The following is a 25,055-nucleotide window of genomic DNA, read 5'->3' as shown; positions in this document are numbered from 1 at the left end:
GACGGGAGTTGGGGGGGGGCTCCCTAAGTCCGCCACCGCAGCGTCTGATCCTTCACTGGGTTCACGAACGCCCGGCCCTCTTTCCGGCTCGCCGCCCACTCCCGCTTGCACTGGTGGTACCAGCGCGCCTGCTGGTCAGCGTCGCCCACCCACATCAGCGGCGGGTTCTGCTTCAGCCCCGGCGTCTGGGCCGCGACGATGGCGCCGTCCTGGCGCAGGAACGCCCGGGCCGCCACGCGGATGATCGGATAGAAGGCCGTGAAGGCCCAGTGGTCCGACCACATGATCTGGTTCATCCGGGTCTTGCCGGCGTTGATCGGCGTCATGGCCGACAGGGCCAGCACCTGCTTGTCGCCCACCGTCACATGCTCCCAGCGCAGGCCCGGCAGGCGGAAGGTGATCTCGGTCAGCGGCTCGCCGCCCAGGATGGCGTAGGCCTTGGAGTTCTTGGACGGCTCGTGCCGCACCATGGTGAAGCCGGCCTCGGACGGGCTGAAGGTCTTCTTCTTCTCGTGCTGGCTGGTCTTGGTCCGCCACCACCATTGCTGATGCACGAACGGGCCGTGGGCCGGGTCGATCAAACCGAGCACCGCGTGGTCGATATGGATGTCGTAGTCCAGGTGATCGACCAGCTTGGGCTTGCCGCCCACCACGCCGGGGATGGTCGGCGGCGGTTCCGGCGGCTGACCGTCGAAGCGCGGGTCCGAGGCCATCCAGATCCAGACCAGGCCTTGGCTCTCCACGGTCGGATACTTGCGCACCCGCACCTTGGAGATGTCGAAGTCGCTGTCGGCGGTCAGGGACGGGATCGACTTGCAGGCCCCGTCGGGCCCAAAGCGCCAGCCGTGATAGGGGCACTCGATGCTGTCGCTGCCGTCGGCCTCGCGGTGCACGCGGCCCGCCGACAGGGCGGCGGCGCGGTGGGGGCAGATGTCGCGGATGGCGTAGGCCTCGCCCTTGCGGGTGCGGCCCAGCAGGATCGGCTCGCCCAGATATTCGCGCTTCTCGGCCTTGCCGGGTTTCAGGTCCGGCGACAGGCAGGCGACGTACCAGGCGTCCCAGACGAAGCCTTCGCCGAACTTGTCGGCGGCTCCGGATTTGGCCTTCAGGATCGGAGCGTCGTCGGCAGGCATGTCGTGGTTTCTAGCGGGCTTGGGTGAACGCTGTAACTTGAGGCGCAGTGTCGCAGAGCTCTGCGACAGCCGTACACGGACTCAGAAAAGCGTCAGCCAGCGGCTGGAGCGGTCACGCACCGCCAGGCCCACCGACCGAATTCCCCCGAACGCACGCCCCGCCCTCAGGAGGCCCTACCGCGACGCGGCGGTCTCCACCAGGCGCTGATAGAAGCGCACCATTCGCCCGACATTGTCCAGGCTGATGTGCTCGTCTGTGCCGTGGATGATCTTGGTCTCGTCGACTTTGAGCACCAGCGGCTGGAAGCGGTAGACGTCGCTGGCCACCCCGCCCAGATAGCGGCTGTCGGTGCCGGCGGTGACCAAGCCCGGCACGACCGGGGCCTTGCTCTCGTCGGCGGCCAGACCGGCCAGCGTTTTCCAGGCGTCCGAACTGGTCGAGGACACGCTCGAGGGCTCGTCGGTCTTGATCCAGCTCAGCTCGACCGGCAGCTTGCCGACCGCGTCCTTGGCCCGCGCCATGACCTTGGCCGAGCTGTCGCCCGGCGCGATGCGGTAGTTGATCCAGGCCGTGGCGTCCTGCGGCAGGACGTTCTCCTTCGGCGAGCCCTTCAGCATGGTCGGGGCGATCGTGGTGTGCAGCATGGCCGCGCCCGCTGGGGTCTTGGCCGTAACCTTCACCAAGAGCGGCGCGAACAGCCAGGTGTTGGCCGCGAAGATCTTGACCACCGGCGAGGCGTGCGGGGCGATCGCTTTGAGCATGTCCGCGCCCGGACCTTGGAACTTCATCGGGGCTTGGTGCGCGTCGATGGCCTGCACCGCCTTGGCCAGGGTCACCACGCCGCCGCCGTCGGCCGGCGGGGCCGAGGAGTGGCCGCCCACGGCGGGGGCCACGACCTTCATGGTGCCATAGCCCTTCTCGGCCGTGCCGATGATGGCGGCGGGTTTGTCGGTGACCGGGTGGTCGGCGACCACGGCCATGCCCTCGTCCAGCACGAACTGGGCCTTGATGTTGCGCGATTTCAGCAGGGCCGCGGCGGCGCGGGCCCCGACGCCGCGCACCTCCTCGTCATGGCCGCTGACCACGATGACGGTGCGCACGGGCTTGAAGCCGCTGGCGGCCACCGCGTCGATGGCCTCGAACAGCGTGACCAGCGAGCCCTTGTCGTCGATCGAGCCCCGGCCCCAGACCGCGCCGTCGGCCACGACGCCGTCGAACGGCGGATGGGTCCAGGCGCCCTCGCTGCCCGGCGTGACCGGCACCACGTCCTGGTGGGCCATCAGCACGATCGGCGGCAGGGCCGGGTTCGAGCCGGGCCAGGTGTAGACCAGGGTGTGCTCGGCGATGACGTCGCGGGTCATGACCTTGTGGGCGTTGGGATAGGTCGCCTGCAGCCAGGCGTGCAGCTTGTCCCACTCGGCCGGCTGGTCCTCGGCCTTATCCTGGTGGCTGATGGTCTGGAAGCGGACAGCCTCGGCCAGGTGGCCGGCGACCTTGTTCACGTCCAGCGGACGGGCGGCGGCGAGTTTGACGCTGGCGGGATCAACGACAGCCGGCGCCTTGAAGGTGGCGGTCCGTACGGCGACCACGCCGGCTACGGCCAGAACCAGACCCACGGCCGTCAAAGCGACCTTGCCCCCGACACCCATCACGCAACTCCCCGAACATTTGTTGGGAGGGACTGTGCGTCGGCCAAGCGCGGCTGGCAATGCTGCCGTAGGGGAGACGTGGTTTAGGTAGCGAACCGCTCCAGCGCCTTGCCATGTGGCGGCATCCGCTCCGCCGTCTGACGGTAGAGCGCCCGGATCTGCTCCAGCCGCTCCAGCATTGTCCGCTCATCCATCAGATCTGCCAGCGGATCGTAGCCCTCCGGCTCGGCGCTCTGGCCGATCATCACCGCCAGCCAGTTGGCCTCCTGGAAGATCGACGGGTGCGGGAAGATGGTCATGCCGCGGGTGCGGAACAGCTCCATCTTGTGGCGCAGCGAGTCCGGGACCTCCATGTGCCGCATCCGGTCCCAAAGCGGCTGACCGACACGCTGGTTGGCGTGGTAGTGGAACACCAGGAAATCCCGGATCTGCTCCATCTCCTCGGCCATCATGTCGTTGTAGAGCTCGGCCGCGGCGGGGTCGTTCCTGGCCGTCGGGAAGCTGCCGGCCAGCTTGATCAGCCCGTGCTGGATCAGGTGGATCGAGGTCGATTCCAGGGGCTCCATGAAGCCGCTCGACAGGCCCAGCGCCACGCAGTTCTTGAACCGTGATTTCTTCCGTCGCCCGGTCGTGAAGCGCAGGAAGCGCGGGTCGGCCAGGACGGTGTTGTCCGAATGCTCGGCCGCCAGGGCCTTCAGCAGCGTATCGGCGGCCTGATCGTCGCCGATGTGGTCGCTGACATAGACATAGCCGTTGCCGGTGCGGTGCTGCAGCGGGATGCGCCAACGCCAGCCGGCCTCTTCGGCGGTGGCGCGAGTGTAGGGGACGGGGTCCTCATAGCGCGCCGACGGGACCGCTACCGCCCGGTCGGCCGGCAGGAACGACGACCAGTCCTCATAGCCGACACCCAGCGCCTTGCCGATCAGCAGGCCCCGGAAGCCCGAGCAGTCGATGAAGAAGTCACCCTCCAGCGCGCCGCCGTCCTCCAGCGTCACCGAGGCGATGGTCCCGTCCAGCGGGTCCAGGCTCACGCCCTTGATAGTCTGCTCGATGCGGGTCACGCTCCGACCCTCGGCCACCTCGCGCAGCAGCTTGGCGTAGAGCGCCGCGTCGAAGTGATAGGCGTGACCCATGGTGGCGCGCGGATCACGCGGATCGTCGGTGCGCCAGTCGAAGCGCCCGGCCTTGGCGGCCAGGGCGCTGAGCGAGAACTCCGACAGCGCCGCCGCGTAACCCAGCTTCCGCGCCCGCAGCCAATAGGAGTGGAACGAAACCCCGCCGCCCATCGGCCCGCCGAAATTGCCGAACGGGTGGATATAACGCTCGGCCGGATCGCCCCAGCCGACGAACTCGATGCCCAGCTTGAACGAGCCTTCCGTGGCCGCCAGCATCCGGCCTTCGTCGACGCCGACGATCTGGTTGAAGAAGGTGATCGGCGGGATCGTCGCTTCGCCCACGCCCACCGTGCCGATCTCGGCCGACTCCACCAGGGTGATGCGTAGCTGTTGTGGCGTGAACAGCTTGGAGAAGAACGCGGCCGCCATCCAGCCGGCCGTGCCCCCGCCGACGATCACCAGGTGTGAGATCTTGCCGTCCATGTCGTCCCCCCCGCCGACTCCCCAGTCGGGCGGGGCGAGCCAAACATTCCCGGGGCGGATCGTCCAGCTAGGGTTTCAGGCTCTCGACCCAGCCCCGGGTGGCGTGACAGGCGGCCATCGCCCGTTGATAGCCCTCGCGGGCGGTGGTGCGGGCGACATAGGCCTTCTCGGCCTCGCCCAGGGCGTAGCCGTGCCGCTGGGCGAACTCTAGGGCGTAGGTCACCGAGATGTCGGCCGCCGTGAACGCCTCGCCGGCCATGTAGGGCGCGCGGGCAAGCTGGCGGGTGACAAGACCGAGGCGGCTCTCGAACACCGATCGCGCCTTGCGGGCGCCCCAGTTGTCGCGCTCGTCCGGCGGCGCGAGGTTCTTGCTGACCACGACGAAGTACCAGGACGCGGCCAGGCCCGCCTCGCCCAGATGCAGGAACTGCAGGTATGGGCCAAAGCGCGGATCATCAGGGGACGGCGCCAGGGGCGTCGGGCCGTGGCGAGCGGTGAGGTACTCCATGATGGCGATCGACTCGACCAGCGTGGTGTCGCCGTCCTGCAGCGCCGGGATGAACCCCGCAGGATTGATCGCCAGATACTCCGGATCGTGCTCGACCCCGACCAGCAGGTCCACGGGCCGCAGCCGGTAGGGCAGGCCCATCTCCTCCAGCAGCCAGACGACCCGGAAGCCCCGGCCTTCGCCATAGACGGTGATCATGCGAGCTAAGCCCCCTCGCTGATCTCCTGCACCTCCTCGAACGTCCGCAGGCCCGGACGCTGGGCGCAGACCAGCACCGCCATGTTGCCGGGCAGGTGCTGATTGGCCAGCATCTTCTCGTGGGCGGCCGGGATCTGGTCCCAGGGGAAGACCTCCGACAGGCACGGGTCGACGCGGCGATCGACGACCAGCTGGTTGGCGGCCGAGGCCTGCATCAGGTTGGCGAAGTGGGAGCCCTGCACGCGCTTCTGGCGCATCCACAGGAAGCGGGCGTCCATGGTCAGGTTGAAGCCGCTGGTGCCGGCGCAGATGGCGACCATGCCGCCGCGCTTGACCACGAACACGCTGACCGGGAACGTCGACTCGCCGGGGTGCTCGAACACCAGGTCCACGTCGCGGTTGCCGGTGATCTGCCAGATGGCTTTGCCGAACTTGCGGCTCTCCTTCATGTAGTCGGTGAATTCGGGACCGTTGACCTTGGGCAGCTGGCCCCAGCAATTGAATTCCTTGCGGTTCAGCACCGCCTTGGCGCCCATCGACAGCACGAACTCGCGCTTGTCGTCGTCGCTGACCACGCCGATGGCGTTCGCGCCCGCAACCGCGGCCAGCTGCACGGCGAAGACGCCCAGGCCCCCCGACGCGCCCCAGACCAGCACGTTCTGGCCAGGCTTCAGCTCATGCGGCTTGTGGCCGAACAGCATGCGGTAGGCGGTGGCCAGGGTCAGGGTGTAGCAGGCGGCCTCTTCCCAGGTCAGGTGCTTGGGACGCGGCAACAGCTGGCGCGACTGCACCCGGCAGAACTGGGCGAAGCTGCCGTCCGGCGTCTCGTAGCCCCAGATCCGTTGGCTGGACGAGAACATCGGGTCGCCGCCGTTGCACTCCTCGTCGTCGCCGTCGTCCTGATTGCAGTGGATGACGACCTCGTCGCCCAGCTTCCAGCGCTTCACCTTGGAGCCGACCGCCCAGACGATGCCCGAAGCGTCGCTGCCGGCGATGTGGAAGGGCTGCTTGTGGCCATCCAGAGGGCTGATCGGCTCGCCCAGCGCGGCCCAGACGCCGTTGTAGTTGACGCCGGCGGCCATCACGAGGACCAGCACCTCGTCCTCGCCAATCTCCCAGGTGGGCACGACCTCGACCTGCATGGCCGTGGACGGCGGGCCGTGGCGCTCCTTGCGGATGCTCCAGGCGTACATGGATTTGGGCACGTGGAAGGCCGGCGGGATCTCGCCGATCTCGTAGAGGTCCTTCAGGACAGGTTCAGCCATGTCACTCCCCGTTCTCTCGCATCGCAACAACGCTTGAGGGCCAAACTCGGCCCACGACGGACTGTGCGCGCCCGCTTGTTTCCGGGTCTTGGCAGTGAGGCTGAGACAACTGTTTGAAACTGGCAAGGGGAATCTTGTGCGTCGCAGCATGGCCCAAATGGAAGACCATGGGGAAGGTTGCCCGGCTTGGCGTCGCAGGCCACGATGAGGGCATGATCCACCTGTCGCGCCCCCATCCCGCCATCGCGCTCATCGAGCTGGACACCGCCCCCGCCAACGTCCTGGCCATGGCCGAAAGGGCGAGGCTGCTGGAGGCCTTCGCGGCGATCGAGGCCGACAGGGCGGTGCGGGTGGTGGTGCTCACCGGCCGCAACGGCGCGTTCTGCACGGGCGACGACCTGGCCGAGTCCATGTCCCGCGACGTCCAGGCCCAGACGGCGGCGATCCTCCACTTCCTGGCCATGGCCGACACCGTCGCCGAAGCCCGCATCCCGGTGATCGCGGCCATCGACGGCTGGTGCATCGGCGGCGGCCTGGAACTGGCCCTGGCCGCCGACATCCGCCTGGCCAGCGACCGGGCCAGCTTCGCCTGCTCGGCGGTGAGGATGGGGCTCACGGCGTCGGCGGGGCGGCTGACGAAACTCATCGGCGAAAGCCGCGCCAAGCCGCATCTGCTGACCGGCGCGCCGTTCGATGCGGAGCGGGCGCTGGCGGATGGGATGTTAGCGGAGGTGCATCCGGCGGAGATGCTGCTGGACGTGGCGCTGGCCATGGCGACGGTGATCGCCTCCCGCGCGCCGCTGGCGGTGGAAGCGACCAAGCGCGTGGCGTCAGGCGTCTCGACGACGGAGGCCGAGACGCCGGGACTGGCCGCGACGGCCGATCATGCCGAGGCGCGAGCGGCGTTCATGGGCAAGCGGGCGGCGGTGTTCGAGGGGCGGTGAGGCGAAAGAGGTCCTTAAGTGATCATTCTGGAGAACGTCGTTCTCCGTTGTCTTGTTTTCGGTTGAAATTGGAAGATAGTTCTCGACCAGGTTGTTGGCGGTCTTTCCTGGCCGCCATGCCTTTAGCCTGGGGGGCGACATGCGATTTCTGCGTTGGGCGACGCTTGCGAGCGTCGCGTCGTTGCTTGCGGCGTGCACACACATCGAAACCTCGCCGGATCGGTTGGCGACCGGGGCGAGGGAAGCCCTGCCTGGCGTGAGCTACTCGCTGCCGATGCTGCAGTACGATCTCGCCATCACCCGCACCCTGGTGACCTGCCCGACCAAGGTTACGCTGGGGGGCAAGGAGGCGCTGGACTCCAGTCTCGGCTTCGAGGTCGAGGCGACGGCCAAGGGCGAGTATGTTCCAGGTGAATTCTACCGCGTCGATTACGACAAGCTCTCGTCCTGGTTCAAGACCAGCACCTTTGTGCTCGAACGCCATGCCAACGGGACGCTCAAGTCTCTGAATGCGGCGGCCGTCGACCAGACCGGCGAGGTCATCAAGGACGTCACCAAGACCGGCATCCTGGTCAGCTCGTTGGGCGCTGGCGGCCCCATTCTCGCGGCCGACGCGGTGGCGAAGAATGCGAACGTCGCGGGCCAGGCCTATCTGGCGAACAACAAGGGTCCGCGCTCGAAAGAATGGAGCGCGTTGGTCGAGAAGTTCAGCGCCATGGTCGCCGCGGAGGAGCAGGGTCCCGTCGACAAGGCCAGGAACGACTTGTGGCAAGCACGGTCGAACAAGCTTGCAAGCCTTGTCGACGCCAGTCTCGTCCCCAGGCGTATCGTCCAATGCCAGGACAGCGCCCTGGCCGCGACCGCGGCGCGCGCCTCCAATCGCAAGAATTCAAAGGACAAGACCAAAGCGCTGGTCGAGTTAAATCGCACCATCGCCAACCAAGTCACTATGGCTGGCCTGAAAATGCTTGGAACCGATGAGCGCAAAGCGCTTGCCGGCAACTTCACGGAACAAGAAGCGCTTGTGAAGGCGCTGGCCGATCTCGATGAAGACCTTGTGGAGATCAATAAGTCCCTGACGATCAAAACCACCAAGATGTGGCCAGAGCGCTTCGATACAAGCGGCAGCACACTTGTCGCCCTGACTGGCGGGCAAGAGGAAAAGCTGAAAGGCCTGCTGATCGACGAGGATGTCCAGATTCTGGATCCGGTGCTTTTCGCGACCAAACTCGAAAAGCTGACCCAAGCCGAGCGCGCCCGGTTGATCGCCGAGTATCCGATCGAGCTTGCTGGCTTCCTCGATCGCTTCGGGACGATCAAGAAACAGGAAGCCCCCAAAGAGCCTTGTGTCGGCGCAGCGGCTTCGAGCGGGGTTTCGGTGAAGGCTTGCGCCGCCGAAAAGCTCCTGGTGACCGTGGCCTTGGTCCGCGACGAGCCTGGGCGAGACGACTGCGCTACGTCGGACCGTGCTTCGGTCGAAGAGTGCCTGCGCCGGACGACCGCCGCCGAGCAGGCGAAGGAACGCGCCGCCGCCACCGACAAGGTCAAGCCAGATCGCGGCCCCGCGCCGCCACCGCGTCTCCAGGATCCTGTCGTGACCCAGGCCCGCGACAACACGCCCGACCCCGGCATATTTGTCCGCGACGCAGCCCTGGCGCGCCTGGTGATGTGCCAGGCCGATACCTGCACGCTGGAGTCCAAGAACCTGGCCAAGGTGGACAAGGTCTATGCGCCCCAGGTCGGCCAGCTGCGTTTCCTGCCCTTCCAGAATGGCGCCTTCGAGTCCAACGCCCTGACCGTGGTGGTGCGGGAGGACGGTAAGCTGGAGAAGGTCGAGTACAAGCGCGACAAGGCCGTGGCGCAAGCCCTGTCCGCCACGGGCGCCGATGTTGCCGGCCAGTTGCGGACCGAGCAGAAGCGCCTCGAGCAGCAGGCCAAGGACGATATCACCTACGCCCGATCCGAACGCGCGGCGCAGCGCACCGAGGCGGCCGCCATTCGCACCGAGAACGCGGCCATCCTTGGTCAGCCCGCCGCCGAGATCCAGGCCCAGATCGACCTCCTCACCAAGAAGGCGGCGCTCAGGAAGGCCGAGGTCCCCGAGACCCCGGATCAGTACGCCGCCCAGAACGAAGAGATCGCGCGGCTGAACAAGGACACCGCCGTCCTCGTGGCCAGACGTCTGCGACAGGAAGCCATCACCGCGGCCGACAAGCTGGGTGTTTCCACGGATCTTGACTGACGCGTTTCGGGGCAGCGGGTTGGCTTGCATCGACGCCTTGTGTCGGCGAGCCAATTCGCACCCGCGAACCCCACATTGCGTCGCAGCAAATCCAGGATCATGATCGCCGGTAAGTAAGGCCGACAGAGCCGCCCCGGGAGCCCGCCATGTCCTCGACGCCGTATCAGCATGCGCCGGATCCGCCATGGATCTTCCGGACCTATGCCGGCCACTCGACGGCGGAGAAGTCCAACGCGCTGTATCGCGCCAACCTCGCCAAGGGCCAGACGGGGCTGTCGGTGGCCTTCGACCTGCCCACCCAGACCGGCTACGACCCCGACCACATCCTGGCGCGCGGCGAGGTCGGCAAGGTCGGCGTGCCGGTCAGCCACCTGGGCGACATGCGCCAGCTCTTCAACGAGATCCCGCTGGAGAGGATGAACACCTCCATGACCATCAACGCCCCGGCCGCCTGGCTGCTGGCGATGTACGTGGCGCTGGCCGACGAGCAGGGGGCGGACCGGGCTCTGCTGCAGGGCACGACGCAGAACGATCTGATCAAGGAGTATCTGTCGCGCGGCACCTACATCTTCCCGCCGGGGCCGAGCCTGCGGCTGATCGGCGACATGATCGCCTGGTGCTATCGCGAGGTTCCGAAGTGGAACCCGATGAACGTCTGCAGCTACCACCTGCAGGAGGCCGGCGCGACGCCGGAGCAGGAGCTGGCCTTCGCCCTGGCCACCGCAATCTCGGTGCTGGACACGGTCAAGGCCGGCGGCCAAGTCCCCGACGAGGACTTCGAGATCGTCGCCTCGCGGATCAGCTTCTTCGTCAACGCCGGCGTGCGGTTCGTCACCGAGCTGTGCAAGATGCGCAGCTTCACCAAGCTGTGGGACCAGATCCTGCTGGAACGCTACGGCGTGCGGGACAAGAAGGCGCGGCGCTTCCGCTACGGGGTGCAGGTCAACTCGCTGGGCCTCACCGAGCCGCAGCCCGAGAACAACGTCTACCGCATCCTGATCGAGGCCCTGGCCGTCACGCTCAGCAAGGACGCCCGCTGCCGGGCCTTGCAGCTGCCGGCCTGGAACGAGGCCCTGGGCCTGCCGCGGCCGTGGGACCAGCAGTGGTCGCTGCGGATGCAGCAGGTGCTGGCCTACGAGACCGACCTCTTGGAATACGAGGACCTGTTCGACGGCTCCCACGTGGTCGAGGCCAAGGTCGCCGAGCTGTCGAAGGGCGCGCTGGAGCAGTTGGCCCTGATCGACGCGATGGGCGGGGCGTCCAGCGCCATCGACTACATGAAGGCCGAGCTGGTGACCTCCAACGCCAAGCGGGTGCGCTCGGTCGAGACCGGCGACCTGACGGTGGTCGGCGTCAACCGCTGGACCGACACCGAGGTCTCGCCGCTGTCGGCGGGAGAGGGCGCGATCGAGACCGTCGATCCGCGCCTTGAGGCCGACGTCGTCGCGAGGTTGAGGGCCTGGCGCGAGGCCCGTAACGAGAGCGCCGTGGCCGCCGCCCTTGCCGACCTGCAAGCCGCCGCCCGCGACGGCCGCAACGTCATGGAGCCCTCGATCGCCGCCGCCAAGGCCGGCGTCACCACAGGCGAATGGGCCGGGGCCCTGCGCGAAGTGTTCGGCGAGTATCGCGGGCCTACGGGCGTGGCGATCGTCGTTTCGACCAACGAAGCCGAGGACGTCGAAGCGGTGAAGGCGCAGGTCGAGCGGGTCTCCGAACTGCTGGGCCGCACGCTCACCTACCTCGTCGGCAAGCCCGGCCTTGACGGCCACTCCAACGGCGCCGAGCAGATCGCCACCCGCGCCCGCGCGGTCGGCATGGAGGTGGTCTATGACGGCATCCGCTCGACCCCGGAAGAGATCGTCCGCCGCGCCAAGGAAAGCCGCGCCCACGTGGTCGGCCTGTCGATCCTGTCGGGCTCGCACCTGGACCTCGTGCAGGAAGTCATCCGCGTCATGCGCGCCGAGGGCCTGGGTGACATCCCCGTCGTCGCCGGCGGCATCATCCCCGAGGCCGACGCCCTGATCCTCAAGCAGATGGGCGTGGCGCGGATCTACACGCCCAAGGACTTCAAGATCACCGAGATCATGGGGGATGTGGTGCGGCTGGTGGAGGCGACGGTGTTGGAGCGGGCTTAGGCCGCCTCGATCAACCGCCGAAACAGGTCCTCGGTTCGCGCCCAGAGCTCAGGATCGCGCGGCTTCGGACCCGGCTTCTCGCGCAACCCCCACTCCATCTGCGTCCGGACATAGTCGTCGATGGCGGCGATGCGGTCGCCGACGCCTACGCTTTCACCGGCGGCCTGCTTGCGTTCACGCAGGTCGGTCAGGGCCTCGGCCGTCTCCGGCGGCAGGGTCACGCCCTTCAGCAATTCGGGCAGGTTCATCGGTGGCTGACCGCCGGGACCCTCGCGCAGCCAGTGCAGGGCGCAGGCGGGACGGATCACATAGAAATACTTCTTCAGCCGCACCTGGTCGCGACCCTCGATGAACTTGCCCCACTGCCGGCGGGCCAGCCCGTAGTAGTGGGCGATATCGCCGTGTTCGCTGCGCCAGGCTTGGCCGATCGGGGTGAAGGCGTCGCGGAAGCCCTCGGCCTCGGCATAGACGATTGGCGACGACAGCCACTCCAGGATGACGGCGTTGCCGCGCGAGGCCAGCTTCAGGGCCTTGGCGATGTCCCAGCCGCCCAGGTCCAGGTCATCCTCGATCGGGCGCTCGATGACGTCGCGGGCCGGCTCCAGCCCCAGATAGTCGCGGACCGGGCGGGCATAGATGAAGCGGACGTCGTAGTCGCTGTCGGGCGAGTGGAAGCCCCAGGCGCGGCTGCCGGACTCGACGGCCAGCAGGATGCGCACGTCTTCCTCGGCCGCGATCTGGGCCAGGGATTGCGCGATCTGGGCGCGGCGGCCGGCGTCGACGGCAGCGGTCGGATCGAAGGGCAGGACGTCGGTCATGCCGCCTTCTGCCTGTCAGACCCGCGTGGGGTCAACCTTGGCGCGCGGTCAACCGCCACGCCGCCCACAGCCCCACCAGCGCCAGTGGGGTGAAGGCTCCAAACAGCAGCAGGCCGTTGGTCTGGGCCAGCGCCGGGTCGATGCCGTGGCCGAAGCCCAGGACGTTGGCGAGCGCGCCCGCGCCGGCCGAGCCGACGGCGCCGCCGATCAGCAGGGCGGTGGGGACGGCGGAGGCGGCCATGCCTTGCTCGTCGGCGGGGGCGGCGGCGATGGCGCGGCGGGCGACGAAGGCGTGGGCCAGGCCAAAGCCACAGCCCAGGACGAGGAAGGCCAGGGCGTTCTCGATCATGGTCCCGCGCGCCGTGGCCCAGGCGCTGGCGAAGGCACCCAGGACGATGACGGCCGCGCCCAGGCGGATCATGCGGTCGTCCTTGTCGGCCGGGACGTTGCCGGCGGGCAGGGCGGCCAGGGTCCAGCCGGCAGCGATGGCCCCGGTGACATAGCCGGCCGTCAGGGGCGAGGCGCCGTGGCGGGCCTGGATGAAGGCCGCGCCATAGACCGTGAAGCCGATGATCGCCGCCTCGCAGGCGAAGATGTGCGTGAGGCCAAGGCCCGTGGCGGTGCGCAGGTCGGCAACCGTGCGGGGCAGCAGGCGATCGCTGGTCCTGGCGTTGGCGGCCAGCATGGCGGCCATGCCGGCGACTCCGCCCAGCGCCAGGATGGCCGAGACGGTCGGCGAGGCCACGACCCCGGCGCCGCCGATCAGGGTGACGCCGATCACCAGGAGGATCAGCTGCAAGGTGGGGATGCGGCTGCGGCCCTTGTCGCTCTTGTCCGCCGGCAGCATGACCATCACCGCGCCGACGAAGACCAGCGCCTGGACGACGAAGAACCAGAACGTCCCGCGCCAGAAGTGGGCTTCGGCGAACAGGCCGCCGAGCAGCGGGCCCAGCAGCGTCGCCGCGCCCCAGACCCCGGCCACCGCGCCATAGACGCGCGGCCACAGGCTCTCGGGGAAGAGCGCGGTGATGGCGACGTAGCACAGGGCCACGACCGCGCCGGCGCCCAGGCCCTGGATCAGCCGGCCCAGGATGAAGGTGACGAACTCCGGCGCCAGGGCGCTCATCGCGCAGCCGATCGCGTAGACAAGGCCCGTGAGCGCCGTGGCCGTGCGCAGGCCCAACGCCATGGACAGCTTGCCCGAGCAGGCGCCGGCGACGATCGAACCGGTCAGATAGGCCGCCACCGACCAGCCGAAATACTGGTAGCCGCCGATCTCCCTGGCGACGCTGGGCATGATGGTCGCCGTCACCAGGGTGTCGGCGGCGTTCAGCCAGATGCCCAGGCACAGCAGGGCGAAGCGCGGGGCGATGCTCCTGTCGAACAGGCGGTCGGGGGCGGCGGGAGTCGTCATGCGGGCTGAATGGCGGTTTTTGACGCCGTGGCCAAGTCCGGAGGTTGAGCCCGTCGTCATGGCCGTGCTTGGTGCGGCGTTAACCTTTTCCCGTCCCAGGCGTTTTCTCCGCCCATGCGTTATCGCGTCCCGCACAACAAGCGCATCGAGCACGAGGTCCGGCATCGGGCGCGCCTGGCCCGCTATGCCGGGTTGGTGATCCTGTGGCTGATCGTGCTGCTGATGGCGTTCGTGGCCGAGCGGAAGATCCCCGACCAGCACCTGCCGTGGAAGCCGCTCAGCGTCGTCGATCCGGTCGGCCTGGCCACCCGGGTCAAGGCGGCGCGGGCCGGGGCCGATCCCAAGCTGTGCCGGGCGATCATGACCAAGGCCGGGGTGGTCTATGCCGAGGTCCCCGAACGCACCGAGGGCGAGTTCTGCGAGCTTCGCGACGCCGTGCAGCTGGAGTCGGGCCTGGCGCGGTTCGAACCGGCTTCCGCGCCGCTGGCCTGCAAGGAAGCCCTGGCCGTGACCATCTGGGAGCGCCAGGTGGTGCAGCCGGCCGCCGACGAGCTGCTGGGCCAGGGCGTGGTCGGCATCGAGCACTTCGGCAGCTATGCCTGCCGGCGAATGTACGGCCAGAAGGACGGGCCGGTCAGCGAGCACGCCCGCGCCGACGCCATCGACATCTCAGGGTTCCGGCTGACCGACGGCCAGGTGATCAGCGTCGCGTCCGACTGGACCGATCCGGGCCCGCGCGGCCAGTTCCTGCGGCGGGTGCGCGACGGCGCCTGCCGGGTGTTCCTGACCACGCTAAGCCCGGACTACAACGCCGAGCACCGGGATCATTTTCACCTGGATATGAGCGGGTGGACGAAGTGCTCGTGAGTTGCACCTAAATCCGTTTTCCCCGGCGAAAGCCGGGGCCCAGATCTCGAGGCATTGGGGCTGACTGGAAGGGCGCTGCGTTCTTAGAACCCAACCCAGCGCTCTTCCATCTGGGCCCCGGCTTTCGCCGGGGAGACGGGCTTGGGGCTAGGAACTACGGAAGCGTCGCCGCCAGCGCGGCCAGCTGATCCGCCACGATGCCCCAGCCCTCGTGGAAGCCCATCTGCTCGTGGGCGGCCTTGTCCTCGGCGCTCCAGTGGCGGGCCACGGCGCGGTAGCGGGTCTTGCCGTCGCCCAGGTCCTCGAAGGTGACGATGGCGACCATGAACGGCTTGGCGGACGGCTGCCAGGTCTCGGTGAAGGCGTCGGTGAAGACGATCTTCTCGTTGGGGACGACTTCCAGATAGACGCCCGGCTGCGGCATGACCTCGCCGTTGGGGCCGTTCATTTCCAGATAGGTGTTGCCGCCGGTGCGCACGTCCATGCGGACGTTGGAGACGGTCCAGGGCTTGGGGCAGAACCACTGCGGCATCAGCTCCGGCGTGGTCCAGCACTTGTAGAGCTTCTCACGTGGCACATCGATGATCCGTTCCAGGACCAGTTCGCGGTCAGCGGGGAAGGTGGCGGTGTCGAGCGGCATCTGAGCGTCTCCGTGTTTGATCCAGTTCTCGCCCCAAGGACGGCGTTGATCCAGTCGTCCCGACAGTCGTCACGAAAAATTCTGACGAACGGCGTTCGGCGATGGAATTCGCCAAATCCCGGTGGCTCCAGCACAGAGGCGCGCGCCCGAAACGCCGATGTTGTCCTTCGACGGTCGGACGGTCCGACCTACCAAGGAAACGACCATGACCCGCAAGTTCGCCGGCGCGCTCGCCGCTCTCACCCTGTCCACGCTCTTCGCCTCGACCTCGGCCTACGCGGTCGAAGCCTTCCCCGCCGGCTTCAAGGCCAGCGACATCGCCGTCAACGGCACGACCCTGCACGTGCGCGTCGGCGGGACGGGCCCGGCGGTGGTGATGCTGCACGGCTTCGCCGACACCGGCGACATGTGGGCTCCAGCCGCCAAGGAACTGGCCAAGACCCACACGGTCATCGTCCCCGACCTGCGCGGCATGGGTCTGTCGGCCCACCCGGCCGGCGGCTACGACAAGAAGACCCAAGGCGAGGACATCGCCGCGGTGATGGACGCCCTGAAGGTCCAGAAGGCCCAGCTGGTCACCCACGACATCGGCAACATGGTCGGCTACGCCCTGGCCGCCGAGCATCCCGACCGCATCAGCAAGTGGGTGGTGATCGACGCCCCGCTGCCGGGCATCGGTCCCTGGGAGGAAATCCTGAAGCTGCCGATGCTGTGGCACTTCAACTTCCGCGGCCCGGACATGGAGCGCCTGGTCGCCGGCCGTGAGCGCATCTATCTGGACCGTTTCTACAACGAGCTGTCGTTCACCCCGGCCTCGATCACCGAGCAGACGCGCGAGCACTATGCCGCGCTGTACGCCCGCCCCGGCGCGATGCACTCGGCCTTCGAGCAGTTCAAGGCCTTCACCCAGGACGCCGAGGACAACAAGGCTTTCGCCGCCAAGGGCAAGCTGCCCATGCCGGTGCTGGCGGTCGGCGCCGACCATTCGTTCGGGACCAACCAGGCGGCGGTGCTGCGCTTCGTGGCCAGCGACGTGACCGAGAAGGTGCTGCCCAACTCGGGCCATTGGGTGATGGAGGAACAGCCGGCCGCGACGACGGCGATCATCACGGGGTTCCTGAACTAGGCTTTCGTTCAAGACGTGTCGGTCCGGCTGCGGAACTTTCGCCGGGCCGACGCGTCGTTGGCTCTTAGGACTAGAGCAGGAGCAACCCGTCATGCCCGAACGTGAAGACGCTTACGAACCGACCAGCGTCGAGGTCGAGCGCAACATCCAGCAAGGCGGTGGCGTCGGCGCCCGCGACCTGGCCCGCCAAGCGGAGCCGTCCGAGGTGGTGACCGAGGACGCGGGTGATGAAGACCAGGACGCTCCGACCGAAGGCCTCGGCCGGGCGCATCCGCACGAGTAGGCGGGCCTGCCCTCGTCCTTCGACAAGCTCAGGATGAGGGCTACTGAAGCGTTCGAGTAGAAACCTCACCCTGAGCTTGTCGAAGGACGAGGTTTCGGCGCCTCACTTGACCGTCCGCCGACGCCGTCCCACTCTGCGTTCAAACAAACGTTTTAGGGTGGCGCGCCATGAACCTCTTCGACCTGACCGGTAAGGTGGCGATCATCACCGGCTCCTCGCGCGGCATCGGCAAGGCCATCGCCGAGCGGATGGCCGAGCACGGCGCCAAGGTGGTGATCTCCTCGCGCAAGCTCGAACCGTGTGAGGAAGTCGCCGCCGCCCTCAACGCCAAGCACGGCGAAGGCACGGCTATCGCGGTCCCGGCCAATATCGCCTCCAAGGACGACCTGCAGAACCTGGTCGACGAGACCCGCAAGGCCTTTGGCCAGGTCGACATCTGCGTCTGCAACGCCGCCAGCAATCCTTATTACGGCCCGCTGGCCGGGATCAGCGACGATCAGTTCCGCAAGATCCTGGACAACAACATCATCAGCAATCACTGGCTGATCTCGATGGTCGCGCCCGAGATGCAGGCCCGCAAGGACGGCTCGATCATCATCGTCAGCTCGATCGGCGGCCTGCGCGGCAACGCCATCATCGGGGCCTACAACATCAGCAAGGCCGCCGACTTCCAGCTGGCCCGCAACCTGGCCCACGAGTTCGGGCCCGACAACGTGCGGGTCAACTGCATCGCGCCCGGCCTGATCAAGACCGACTTCGCCAAGGCGCTGTGGGACAATCCCGAGACCCTGAAGCGCTCGACCGCCGGCGTGCCGCTGCGCCGGATCGGCGAGCCGGACGAGCTGGCCGGGGCGGCGGTCTATCTGGCCTCCAAGGCCGGCAGTTTCATGACCGGCCAGGCGCTGGTGGTGGACGGCGGGGCGACCATCTAGACGGCCAAATCTGGAAGGGTGTGCTCGAAGTCGCGCAACCGTCGCGACTTGCTTAACCGGTCCTACATCTATCGCCTCGAAGGGTGGCCGCAGTTCCCAGGAAACCGGATTTGCGGCGCCTCCTCGTCTTTCTCGCCTTGATCGGGTCCCTCGTGGCCGGCGCCGCGCAGGCGCAAGGCAACGCGCCCCCATCCCAGCTATTGTCTCAGCGCCTGGACCAGCTGGCCCAGGAGATCGGCGCCCACGAGGTCCGCAACCCGCCGCGCGACAACGAGGATATCGAACGCGCCGGCCGCCGCGCCCTGCGCGATCGCGGCCAGGCCCGGCTCTACGGCCTGTGGCGGGTGCTCTACGCCTACAAGAGCAACCAGATCGAAGGGCGGTTCGACAGTTGGGCCGAGCAGGCCCGCGAGGCCGCCAAGCGGGATCACGACACCACCCTGGCGACCCTGGTCGAACTGGAGACCCTGGCCTATCGCCATGAGACCCACGGTTTCCGCGCCTTCACCGACGGCGACTGGCGCAAATATCTGACGCAGTCCGGTCCCGACATCCGGGTGATGGCCGGGATCGAGCGTGTCCGCCATCTGGGGCAGGTGGGACGCTGGGCCGAGGCCGCGCGCCTGGCCGCCGACCTGACCGTCGACATCGAGCGCCGGGGCCGCGTGGCCCAGCCGGTGCTGGCCGAGCTGCACCAGGTGCACAGCTACACGCTGTCGGATATCGGCGACAAGGAAGGCGCGCTGGACCACATGGCCCAGGCCGTGCGCCTGGACGAGCGCGACGCCTTCCACATCCGCAAGATCGAGCGGATCTACGACATCGCCTACACCGCCGCCGACCTGGGCGAGCTGGGCGCGGCCCAGAAGATGGCCGACCTGCACCACCGAATGGTCGTGGCCGAGGGCGACAAGGATCTGCTGACCTGGGACCAGCATCTGTGCGGTCGCATCGCCCTGATCCTGAACCAGCCACGCAAGGTGCTGGACTGCCTGAAGGGCGCCGAGGCGGAGCTCGACAACCCTACGCGCCGGCTGCAAGTCATCCTGCTGCGCCAGCGCGCCCAGGCCGAGGCCCAACTGGGCATGGCCCCTGCCGCTCGCGCCGACCTGGAGCGCCTCAAGACCGTGCCCAACGTGCTGACCCAGCGCGATCCGCACGTCGAGGCCCTGGTCCAGGCCTATATCGACCAGGCCGAGGGCCGCAGCGACCTGGCCTTCCGCGAACTGGACGCCTGGCGTCGGACCAACAGCGCCGAGACCGACAAGGCCCACGCCCGCAGCGTCGCCGAGATGTCCGCCGCCCTCGACAGCGAGCTGCGGGCCAAGCGCGACGAGAGCCGCCGCCTGACCGAGGAGGTGCGGCTGTCGCGCAGCCTGGCGCGGGCTTCGGTGGTCATCGCCCTGCTGCTGGGCGTGCTGGTCGCCGGCGGCGTCGCCTGGGCCGTCCACCAGCGCCGCGCCTCGCGCCGCCTGAAGGGCGCTCAGGAGCACGCCGAGGCCGCCAACAAGGCCAAGTCGGCCTTCCTGGCGGTGATGAGCCACGAGCTGCGTACGCCGCTGAACGGCATGCTGGGCCTGGCCCAGGCTCTGCGCGCCGGAACCCTGACCGGCGAGCAGCGCGAGCAGGTCGATCTGATCCTGGACAGCGGCGACACGCTGCTCGTCTTGCTGAACGACATTCTCGACCTCTCCAAGATCGAGGCCGGCAAGCTGGAAATCGCGCCGACGGTCGGCGACCTGGTGCAGACCTGCGCCCGCCTGGTCGGCGGCTATCAGCCCACGGCCCGCGAGAAGGGCGTGGCCCTGACCTTCAAGCTGGAGAGCGAGGCGCCCGGGCCGCTGATGTTCGACGGCGTGCGGGTGCGCCAGTGCCTGACCAACCTGGTGTCCAACGCCCTGAAGTTCACGACCGTGGGCAAGGTCGAGGTGGGGCTGGCCTGCTATCCGGAAGCGGACGGCCGGGTCCGGGTGCGCCTGCGGGTCGCCGATACCGGCATCGGCATGAACGAGACCACGGTCGCCAAGCTGTTCCGGCCCTTCACCCAGGCCGACGCCTCGACCACCCGCAATTTCGGCGGCACGGGCCTGGGCCTGAACATCACCCGCCGCCTGGTCAAGATGATGCGCGGCGAGATCACGGTCGAGAGCGACGAAGGCCGCGGCTCGGTCTTCACCATCGAGATGCTGGTCGACGCCGCCGAGCCCTCCGAGGTCCCGGTCTGGGAAGCCGAGGCGGGCGACGAGGAGGCCGGCTTCGCGGAGCTGCAAGGCCGTCGCGTCCTGGTCGTCGATGACCATCCGGTCAACCGCCGGGTCATCCGCCTGTTCCTCGAGCCGTTCGCGTGCGAGCTGGTCGAGGCCGAGAATGGCCAGCAGGCCCTGGACGCCCTGGCGCGCGAACCGATCGATCTGGTGCTAATGGACGTCAACATGCCGGTGATGGACGGGCTGGAAGCGACGCGCCGACTGCGGGCCGATCCGCGCTTCGCGCGCCTGCCGGTGATCGCCCTGACGGCGGACGTGATGTCGGCTCAGATCAAGACCTGCCTGGAAGCCGGCTGTGACGCGCACGTCGCCAAGCCGATCGACCTGCGGAACCTGCTGTCGGTGATGGACCGCTGCCTGGCGCGAGGCATGGCGCGTGAACTGGCGGCGGGGCTGAGCGCGCTCTAGGCGAAGAGTAAAGGGCAAGTATTGATCACAAAAAAGTGATCGCCGTGCCCGTTTTGGTGGAGCGATTCGCGAGTGAGGATGTTGGTCCACGACGTTGCCGCGCCGTGGACCTTGTATCAACGGCTCGTAATGGCTGCGACACTGTAACGACTACAATCTGTCTATGATTGCGAGTCTCAGTCAATGCCATTCCGGCTCACGGAGCCTTATAAAATGGCGTACTACAAATACCCTCAATTTCTCGTTCAATCAGCAAGTGCAGAGTTTGATACGCTTCACGCACCTAACACCGAAACTCCATATTCCGGCATCTACCGGTGCGAAGGCTGTGGTCAGAGCGCGACTTTCGTGTTGGGCAACAATATCCCGCCGCAAAACCACCATCAGCACACGGCGGCACAGGGAGCTATCCGCTGGCGTCTGGTTGTGAAGTCTCACTATCGGTAGGCAACTGAGGTTGAACCAAACGGCGGGGCAGTCGAGCTTTTCGGCTGCCCCTAGATTGTTATGTCGACGGGTGGGGGAATTCAGCTCGTGCCGCCGCCAACCGCTGCACCGCTTCATCCAGCGTCGCATCCGCCTTGGCGAAGCATAGCCGCACCACGTTCGTCACCGGATTCTCGGCGAAGAACGCCGACACCGGGATCGCCGCGACGCCGAACTCCACGACCGTCTGCTCACAGAAGGTCACATCGTCGACCGTGATCCCCGACGCCGTCAGATCGACATTGAGGAAGTAGGTCCCCTGGCTCTCCAGCACGACATAGCCCGCCGCCCTTAGCCCGGCGGTCAGCCGATCGCGCGACCGCTGCATCTCCACCGGCATCTCGTCGAACCAGGCGCGGTGGTGCTCCAGGCCCCAGGCCACGCCCGCCTGCAGGTTCGGCGGGGTGGTGAAGGTCAAGAACTGGTGCGCGGCCGCCAGGGCCTTGGTCAGGGCGGGTGCGGCGCAGAGAAAGCCGACCTTCCAGCCGGTCATGCCGAACAGCTTGCCGGCCGAGCCGATCTTCACCGTCCGCTCGCGCATGCCGGGGAAGCTCATCAAGGGTCTGTGCTCGCGGCCGTCGAACACCACGGCTTCCCAGACCTCGTCGCAGACGGCGACCGTGTCGTGCTTCACGCAGAACTCGGCCAGCAGGGCGAGGTCCTCTTCCGGCGTGACGACGGCGGCCGGGTTCAACGGGCTGTTGAGGACGACCATCCGGGTCTTGTCGCTGAACACCGCCTCCAGCATCGCCCGGTCGAAGCGCCATTGCGGCGGGGAGAGGCGGACCAGTCGGGGAATGCCGCCCGCGCGGCGCGCCAGCGGCAGGTAGGCGTCGTACAGCGGCTGGAACAGCACCACCTCGTCGCCGGGCGAGATCAGCGCCGTGAACGCCGCCGCCAGGGCCTCCGTCGCCCCCGAAGTGACGACGATTTCCGTGTCCGGATCGAGCTCCAGGCCTTGCGTCCGGCCATAGTGCCCGCCCACGGCGGCGCGCAGCTCGGGCAGGCCGCGCATCGGCGGATACTGGTTGGAACCCTCGATCAGCGCCCGCGCCGCCGCCTCGCGAACGGGCAGGGGGCCCTGGTCGTCGGGAAAGCCCTGGCCCAGATTGATCGCGCCGTGCTGGCGGGCCAGGCCGCTCATGCGCTCGAAGATCGTGGTGGGCAGGTTGTCGAAGACGGGATGGACCATGTCTTTGCCTAACACGACGCGAGATTTCTGAAACCCGGCCGCGACTCGTGCATTTCTACGGCGCAGCTTCCAAGGAGGGCATGAGCATGCACGGCGTCGGATTCATCGGAGCCATCATCATCGGCGTGTTCGCCGGCTGGATCGCCGAGAAGGTCATGAACCGCGATCACGGCTTCTGGACCAACCTGATCGTCGGCCTGGTCGGCTCACTGCTGGGCGCGTTCCTGGCCGGGATGCTGGGCATCCACTTCTGGGGCTGGGTCGGCAGCCTGGTGATCTCGACCCTGGGCGCGATCCTGCTGCTGTGGCTGCTGGGGCTGATGAAGAAGTCCTAGACGGCTTCGGCCTCGGCCGCGTCGTCACCGTCGTCCTCGCGCCGCATCTGCCGCGCGAGGTTCGACAGCAGGAAGCTCGGGATATCGCCCACCGGCATCGGACGCCCGTACAGGAAGCCCTGGAAGGTGTCGCAGCGCATGTCGGCCAGCAGCTGGGCCTGGGCGGGGGTCTCGACGCCCTCGGCGGTCACCTGCAGGTTCAGGGTCTGACCCAGCAGGGCGATGGTGCGCAGGATGTCGGCGATGGCCGTGTTGTCCTGCATCTCGGCCACGAACGAGCGGTCGATCTTGATCTTGTCGAACGGGAACCGCCACAGATAGGCGAGGCTGGAATAGCCCGTCCCGAAGTCGTCCATGGCGATCTTGACGCCCAGGGCCTTCAGGGCGGCCAGTTGCTCCAGGGTCTTGGCGCTGTCGTGCAGCAGCAGGCCCTCGGTGATCTCCAGTTCCAGACGGCCGGGCGCCAGGCCCGAGGCCTGCAAGGCGGCGCTGACCTGGGCCACCAGATCGCCTGAAGCAAATTGATTGGGCGACAGGTTGACGGCGACAGTCAGGTGCGCGGGCCAGCCGGCGGCCGTGCGGCAGGCCTCGTGCAGCACCCACTCGCCGATCTTGTTGATCAGGCCCCATTGCTCGGCGCACTCGATGAAGTCGGCCGGCGGCACCAGGCCCCGGCGCGGATGCTGCCAGCGCAGCAGGGCCTCGAAGCCGGTGGTCTCGTGTTCGTGGGCGCCGATCAGCGGCTGGAAGAACAGCTTCAGCTCGTTGTTGGCCAGGGCGTCGCGCAGGTCCAGCTCCAGCGCCCGGCGCTCCTGGGCCCAGACGTCCATGGCGGTCTCGAAGAAGCGATAGGCCCCGCGCCCGTCGCCCTTGGCGCGGTAGAGGGCCAGGTCGGCGTTCTTCAGCAGGCCGTCGGGATCCTCGGCGTCGAACGGGGCGACGGCGATGCCGACGCTGGCCCCGATCAGCACGTTGTGGCCGCGCACGTCGTAGGGGTCCGAGAGGGTGTCGACGATGGCCTGGGACAGGTCGCCCAGCGCCTCGGCGCCCGGCGACGGGGCGATGACCACGGCGAACTCGTCGCCGCCCAGGCGGGCGACCAGGCCTTGCGGGCCGACACAATCGCGAAGGCGGGCGGCGGCCTGGATCAGCAGGGCGTCGCCGATCGGGTGGCCCAGGCTGTCATTGACACCCTTGAAATGGTCGAGGTCCAGGCACAGCACGGCGCAGCCGGCGCCTTCCGGCTTGCCATGCTCGGTCCAGGCCTTGGAGAGGGCCTGCAGGAACGACAGACGGTTGGGCAGTTGGGTCAGCACGTCGTAGTGGGCCAGGCGCGAGATGCGGGCCTGGTCCTCGCGGGCCTGGGTGATGTCGGCGCCGACGCCCCGGAAGCCGATGAAGGCCCCGTCCAGGTCGTGCACGGGCTTGGCCGACAGCGACCACCAGTGGGTCTCTTCTCCCACGCCGATCGAGACGACCACGTCGCGGAAGGTCTTCTGCTCGGCGAACAGGGACGAGAGGGCGGCGACCGGACCGCTCGGGGCCTCGGCCGCGCCGCACAGCTCAGACATCGGACGGCCGATCAGGACGTCCTTGTCGACGCCGGCCGCGGCGGCCATGCGGTCGGAGACGTAGGTCATGCTGCCGGCCGCATCGACCTCCCACAGCCAGTCGCTGGCGCCTTCCTCGAAGTCGCTGAGCAGTAGGGACACGACCTGCTTCTGCTTCTCCAGCTCGTCGGCGGCGACCAGGCGTTCGACGAAGATCTTGGCGTGGGACAGGCACGAGATGCTGACGACCAGGTGGCAGAAGATCAGCAGGCCGCCCAGGGCGTAGAGGATCGGATCGTTGCTGGTGGCCAGCACCCACAGCGCGCCGACCACCATCGGGGTGGAATAGGCCAGGGCCGCGGCGGGCAGGGTCAGCATGGCGAAGCCGCCGCAGCCGATCATGCCGGCCAGCACCGAGGCGACCAGCATCGGCATGGCGCCGGCGAAGCCCTGTTCCTTGGGCATGGTCAGGATCGGCAACGCGCCCCACAGCAGGCCGAGGATGCCGGCCTGCAGCACGATGCGGCGCACGCCTCTGGCCGAGATGGTGGACTTGCCGCCCTTGCGGCGCTTGGCGGCGTACCAGCCGCGCAGGCCCAGCAGCGCGTAGCTGATCACCAGCGTCGCCCAGATGGTCACGGGCGCCCGGTGCGGACCGGTCATGGCGGCCAGGCTGACCAGGACGGCGATGACGAAGTTGGCGCCCATCATCACGGGCGTCATGCGCAGGATGCTCTGAACCTGCTCCATGCGCACGCGGCCGGCCATGGCCTCGGGCACGGCCGGGCTCACGCGTTCGGCCAGCGCGGCCAGGCCGCGGCCGATCATCGAGCTGGTGATGGCGCGCACGCGCGACCCTCGTCTCATCCGGAGTGGAAGCTCCCCCAGCAAACCTTCGTTCGTCCGGGTGAATCCGTGGTTAAGCCCGCGTATCGCTTGAGCAAACCGGCGCGTGAAATCGAATGCGGAGCGGTATTCGCCTCATCCGTTCTTCCCGGCGAAAGCCGGGATCCAGATCTCGGAGCGTTTGGACTGACTGGAAGGGCGCGGCGTTCTTAGAACCC

19 protein-coding genes are annotated in these 25,055 nt (G+C 67.9%); 9 read left to right on the top strand and 10 right to left on the bottom strand.

The window, feature by feature from the left end; translation table 11 throughout:
* Window positions 1-23: 23 nt before the first annotated feature.
* From AC07YH_RS17125 to ccrA, 5 genes are all read right to left on the bottom strand, one after another.
* Window positions 24-1,133: a Rieske 2Fe-2S domain-containing protein gene (locus tag AC07YH_RS17125; protein WP_494748161.1), complete on the bottom strand. Its 1,110-nt coding sequence runs from the start codon at window positions 1,131-1,133 to the stop codon at window positions 24-26.
* Window positions 1,134-1,307: 174 nt separating this feature from the next.
* Complete coding sequence (locus tag AC07YH_RS17120) at window positions 1,308-2,783, bottom strand: M20 family peptidase (RefSeq protein ID WP_494748160.1); 1,476 nt, start codon at window positions 2,781-2,783, stop codon at window positions 1,308-1,310.
* Window positions 2,784-2,866: 83 nt separating this feature from the next.
* Window positions 2,867-4,381 carry a tryptophan halogenase family protein gene (locus AC07YH_RS17115; RefSeq protein WP_494748159.1) on the bottom strand — a complete coding sequence of 505 codons (1,515 nt, stop codon included), beginning with the start codon at window positions 4,379-4,381 and terminating at the stop codon, window positions 2,867-2,869.
* A 67-nt stretch (window positions 4,382-4,448) separates the two neighbouring features.
* Complete coding sequence (locus tag AC07YH_RS17110) at window positions 4,449-5,087, bottom strand: glutathione S-transferase family protein (RefSeq protein ID WP_494748158.1); 639 nt, start codon at window positions 5,085-5,087, stop codon at window positions 4,449-4,451.
* A 5-nt stretch (window positions 5,088-5,092) separates the two neighbouring features.
* On the bottom strand, window positions 5,093-6,352 hold the full coding sequence (ccrA, locus tag AC07YH_RS17105) for a crotonyl-CoA carboxylase/reductase (protein WP_494748157.1): 1,260 nt from the start codon (window positions 6,350-6,352) through the stop codon (window positions 5,093-5,095).
* A 212-nt stretch (window positions 6,353-6,564) separates the two neighbouring features.
* Between ccrA and AC07YH_RS17100 the strand changes: the two genes are divergently transcribed.
* The 3 genes from AC07YH_RS17100 (at window position 6,565) to AC07YH_RS17090 (ending at window position 11,673) form a co-directional block, all read left to right on the top strand.
* The gene (locus AC07YH_RS17100; RefSeq protein ID WP_494748156.1) at window positions 6,565-7,296 is read left to right on the top strand and encodes an enoyl-CoA hydratase/isomerase family protein; all 732 of its coding nucleotides are present in this window, start codon (window positions 6,565-6,567) and stop codon (window positions 7,294-7,296) included.
* A 139-nt stretch (window positions 7,297-7,435) separates the two neighbouring features.
* The gene (locus AC07YH_RS17095) at window positions 7,436-9,538 is read left to right on the top strand and encodes a hypothetical protein (protein WP_494748155.1); all 2,103 of its coding nucleotides are present in this window, start codon (window positions 7,436-7,438) and stop codon (window positions 9,536-9,538) included.
* A gap of 146 nt (window positions 9,539-9,684) precedes the next feature.
* Window positions 9,685-11,673, top strand: coding sequence for a methylmalonyl-CoA mutase family protein (locus AC07YH_RS17090; RefSeq protein WP_494748154.1), 1,989 nt, complete (start codon window positions 9,685-9,687; stop codon window positions 11,671-11,673).
* Here AC07YH_RS17090 and AC07YH_RS17085 read toward each other — a convergent pair.
* A complete protein-coding gene (locus AC07YH_RS17085; RefSeq protein WP_494748153.1) occupies window positions 11,670-12,491 on the bottom strand; it encodes a nucleotidyltransferase domain-containing protein in 822 nt (273 codons plus the stop codon). The two genes, AC07YH_RS17090 and AC07YH_RS17085, sit on opposite strands and share 4 nt — an antisense overlap.
* Window positions 12,492-12,522: 31 nt before the next feature.
* Complete coding sequence (locus AC07YH_RS17080; RefSeq protein WP_494748152.1) at window positions 12,523-13,905, bottom strand: MFS transporter; 1,383 nt, start codon at window positions 13,903-13,905, stop codon at window positions 12,523-12,525.
* Between the two features lie 114 nt (window positions 13,906-14,019).
* Here AC07YH_RS17080 and AC07YH_RS17075 point away from each other — a divergent pair, with 114 nt between their 5' ends.
* Window positions 14,020-14,772 carry an extensin-like domain-containing protein gene (locus AC07YH_RS17075; RefSeq protein WP_494748151.1) on the top strand — a complete coding sequence of 251 codons (753 nt, stop codon included), beginning with the start codon at window positions 14,020-14,022 and terminating at the stop codon, window positions 14,770-14,772.
* Window positions 14,773-14,926: 154 nt separating this feature from the next.
* On the opposite strand, the gene AC07YH_RS17070 is transcribed toward AC07YH_RS17075, so the two are convergent.
* Entirely contained in the window at window positions 14,927-15,412 is a 486-nt protein-coding gene (locus tag AC07YH_RS17070) for an SRPBCC family protein (protein ID WP_494748150.1), read from the bottom strand.
* Window positions 15,413-15,617: 205 nt separating this feature from the next.
* On the opposite strand from AC07YH_RS17070, the gene AC07YH_RS17065 reads away from it, so the two are divergent.
* From AC07YH_RS17065 to AC07YH_RS17050, 4 genes are all read left to right on the top strand, one after another.
* Complete coding sequence (locus AC07YH_RS17065) at window positions 15,618-16,538, top strand: alpha/beta fold hydrolase (protein WP_494748149.1); 921 nt, start codon at window positions 15,618-15,620, stop codon at window positions 16,536-16,538.
* 91 nt (window positions 16,539-16,629) lie between these two features.
* A complete protein-coding gene (locus AC07YH_RS17060; RefSeq protein ID WP_494748148.1) occupies window positions 16,630-16,821 on the top strand; it encodes a hypothetical protein in 192 nt (63 codons plus the stop codon).
* 167 nt (window positions 16,822-16,988) lie between these two features.
* Complete coding sequence (locus AC07YH_RS17055) at window positions 16,989-17,753, top strand: SDR family oxidoreductase (protein WP_494748147.1); 765 nt, start codon at window positions 16,989-16,991, stop codon at window positions 17,751-17,753.
* Window positions 17,754-17,863: 110 nt separating this feature from the next.
* A complete protein-coding gene (locus AC07YH_RS17050) occupies window positions 17,864-20,428 on the top strand; it encodes a hybrid sensor histidine kinase/response regulator (RefSeq protein ID WP_494748146.1) in 2,565 nt (854 codons plus the stop codon).
* Between the two features lie 505 nt (window positions 20,429-20,933).
* On the opposite strand, the gene AC07YH_RS17045 is transcribed toward AC07YH_RS17050, so the two are convergent.
* Window positions 20,934-22,106, bottom strand: a complete 1,173-nt coding sequence (locus tag AC07YH_RS17045) for an aminotransferase (RefSeq protein ID WP_494748145.1) — start codon at window positions 22,104-22,106, stop codon at window positions 20,934-20,936.
* An 86-nt stretch (window positions 22,107-22,192) separates the two neighbouring features.
* On the opposite strand from AC07YH_RS17045, the gene AC07YH_RS17040 reads away from it, so the two are divergent.
* Window positions 22,193-22,441 (top strand): GlsB/YeaQ/YmgE family stress response membrane protein, encoded by a 249-nt coding sequence (locus AC07YH_RS17040; protein WP_494748144.1) that lies wholly within the window; start codon window positions 22,193-22,195, stop codon window positions 22,439-22,441.
* Here AC07YH_RS17040 and AC07YH_RS17035 read toward each other — a convergent pair.
* The gene (locus tag AC07YH_RS17035; protein WP_494748143.1) at window positions 22,438-24,840 is read right to left on the bottom strand and encodes a putative bifunctional diguanylate cyclase/phosphodiesterase; all 2,403 of its coding nucleotides are present in this window, start codon (window positions 24,838-24,840) and stop codon (window positions 22,438-22,440) included. The two genes, AC07YH_RS17040 and AC07YH_RS17035, sit on opposite strands and share 4 nt — an antisense overlap.
* Window positions 24,841-25,055: the final 215 nt, after the last annotated feature.

The sequence above is a fragment of the Caulobacter sp. GW456-12-1-14-TSB4 genome (genome assembly GCF_059424195.1).
The sequence above is the reverse complement of the archived record's forward strand: the minus strand, read 5'-3'. Positions and strand labels throughout refer to the sequence as shown.

What these genes read in the sequence shown, in the direction of transcription:
- AC07YH_RS17110 (WP_494748158.1), bottom strand. Translation starts at nt 5,087, where the DNA reads ATGATCACCGTCTATGGCGAAGGCCGGGGCTTCCGGGTCGTCTGGCTG.
- AC07YH_RS17070 (WP_494748150.1), bottom strand. Translation starts at nt 15,412, where the DNA reads ATGCCGCTCGACACCGCCACCTTCCCCGCTGACCGCGAACTGGTCCTG.
- AC07YH_RS17045 (WP_494748145.1), bottom strand. Translation starts at nt 22,106, where the DNA reads ATGGTCCATCCCGTCTTCGACAACCTGCCCACCACGATCTTCGAGCGC.
- AC07YH_RS17115 (WP_494748159.1), bottom strand. Translation starts at nt 4,381, where the DNA reads ATGGACGGCAAGATCTCACACCTGGTGATCGTCGGCGGGGGCACGGCC.
- AC07YH_RS17095 (WP_494748155.1), top strand. Translation starts at nt 7,436, where the DNA reads ATGCGATTTCTGCGTTGGGCGACGCTTGCGAGCGTCGCGTCGTTGCTT.
- AC07YH_RS17090 (WP_494748154.1), top strand. Translation starts at nt 9,685, where the DNA reads ATGTCCTCGACGCCGTATCAGCATGCGCCGGATCCGCCATGGATCTTC.
- AC07YH_RS17125 (WP_494748161.1), bottom strand. Translation starts at nt 1,133, where the DNA reads ATGCCTGCCGACGACGCTCCGATCCTGAAGGCCAAATCCGGAGCCGCC.
- AC07YH_RS17075 (WP_494748151.1), top strand. Translation starts at nt 14,020, where the DNA reads ATGCGTTATCGCGTCCCGCACAACAAGCGCATCGAGCACGAGGTCCGG.
- AC07YH_RS17055 (WP_494748147.1), top strand. Translation starts at nt 16,989, where the DNA reads ATGAACCTCTTCGACCTGACCGGTAAGGTGGCGATCATCACCGGCTCC.
- AC07YH_RS17040 (WP_494748144.1), top strand. Translation starts at nt 22,193, where the DNA reads ATGCACGGCGTCGGATTCATCGGAGCCATCATCATCGGCGTGTTCGCC.
- ccrA (WP_494748157.1), bottom strand. Translation starts at nt 6,352, where the DNA reads ATGGCTGAACCTGTCCTGAAGGACCTCTACGAGATCGGCGAGATCCCG.
- AC07YH_RS17080 (WP_494748152.1), bottom strand. Translation starts at nt 13,905, where the DNA reads ATGACGACTCCCGCCGCCCCCGACCGCCTGTTCGACAGGAGCATCGCC.
- AC07YH_RS17120 (WP_494748160.1), bottom strand. Translation starts at nt 2,783, where the DNA reads ATGGGTGTCGGGGGCAAGGTCGCTTTGACGGCCGTGGGTCTGGTTCTG.
- AC07YH_RS17060 (WP_494748148.1), top strand. Translation starts at nt 16,630, where the DNA reads ATGCCCGAACGTGAAGACGCTTACGAACCGACCAGCGTCGAGGTCGAG.
- AC07YH_RS17065 (WP_494748149.1), top strand. Translation starts at nt 15,618, where the DNA reads ATGACCCGCAAGTTCGCCGGCGCGCTCGCCGCTCTCACCCTGTCCACG.
- AC07YH_RS17085 (WP_494748153.1), bottom strand. Translation starts at nt 12,491, where the DNA reads ATGACCGACGTCCTGCCCTTCGATCCGACCGCTGCCGTCGACGCCGGC.
- AC07YH_RS17100 (WP_494748156.1), top strand. Translation starts at nt 6,565, where the DNA reads ATGATCCACCTGTCGCGCCCCCATCCCGCCATCGCGCTCATCGAGCTG.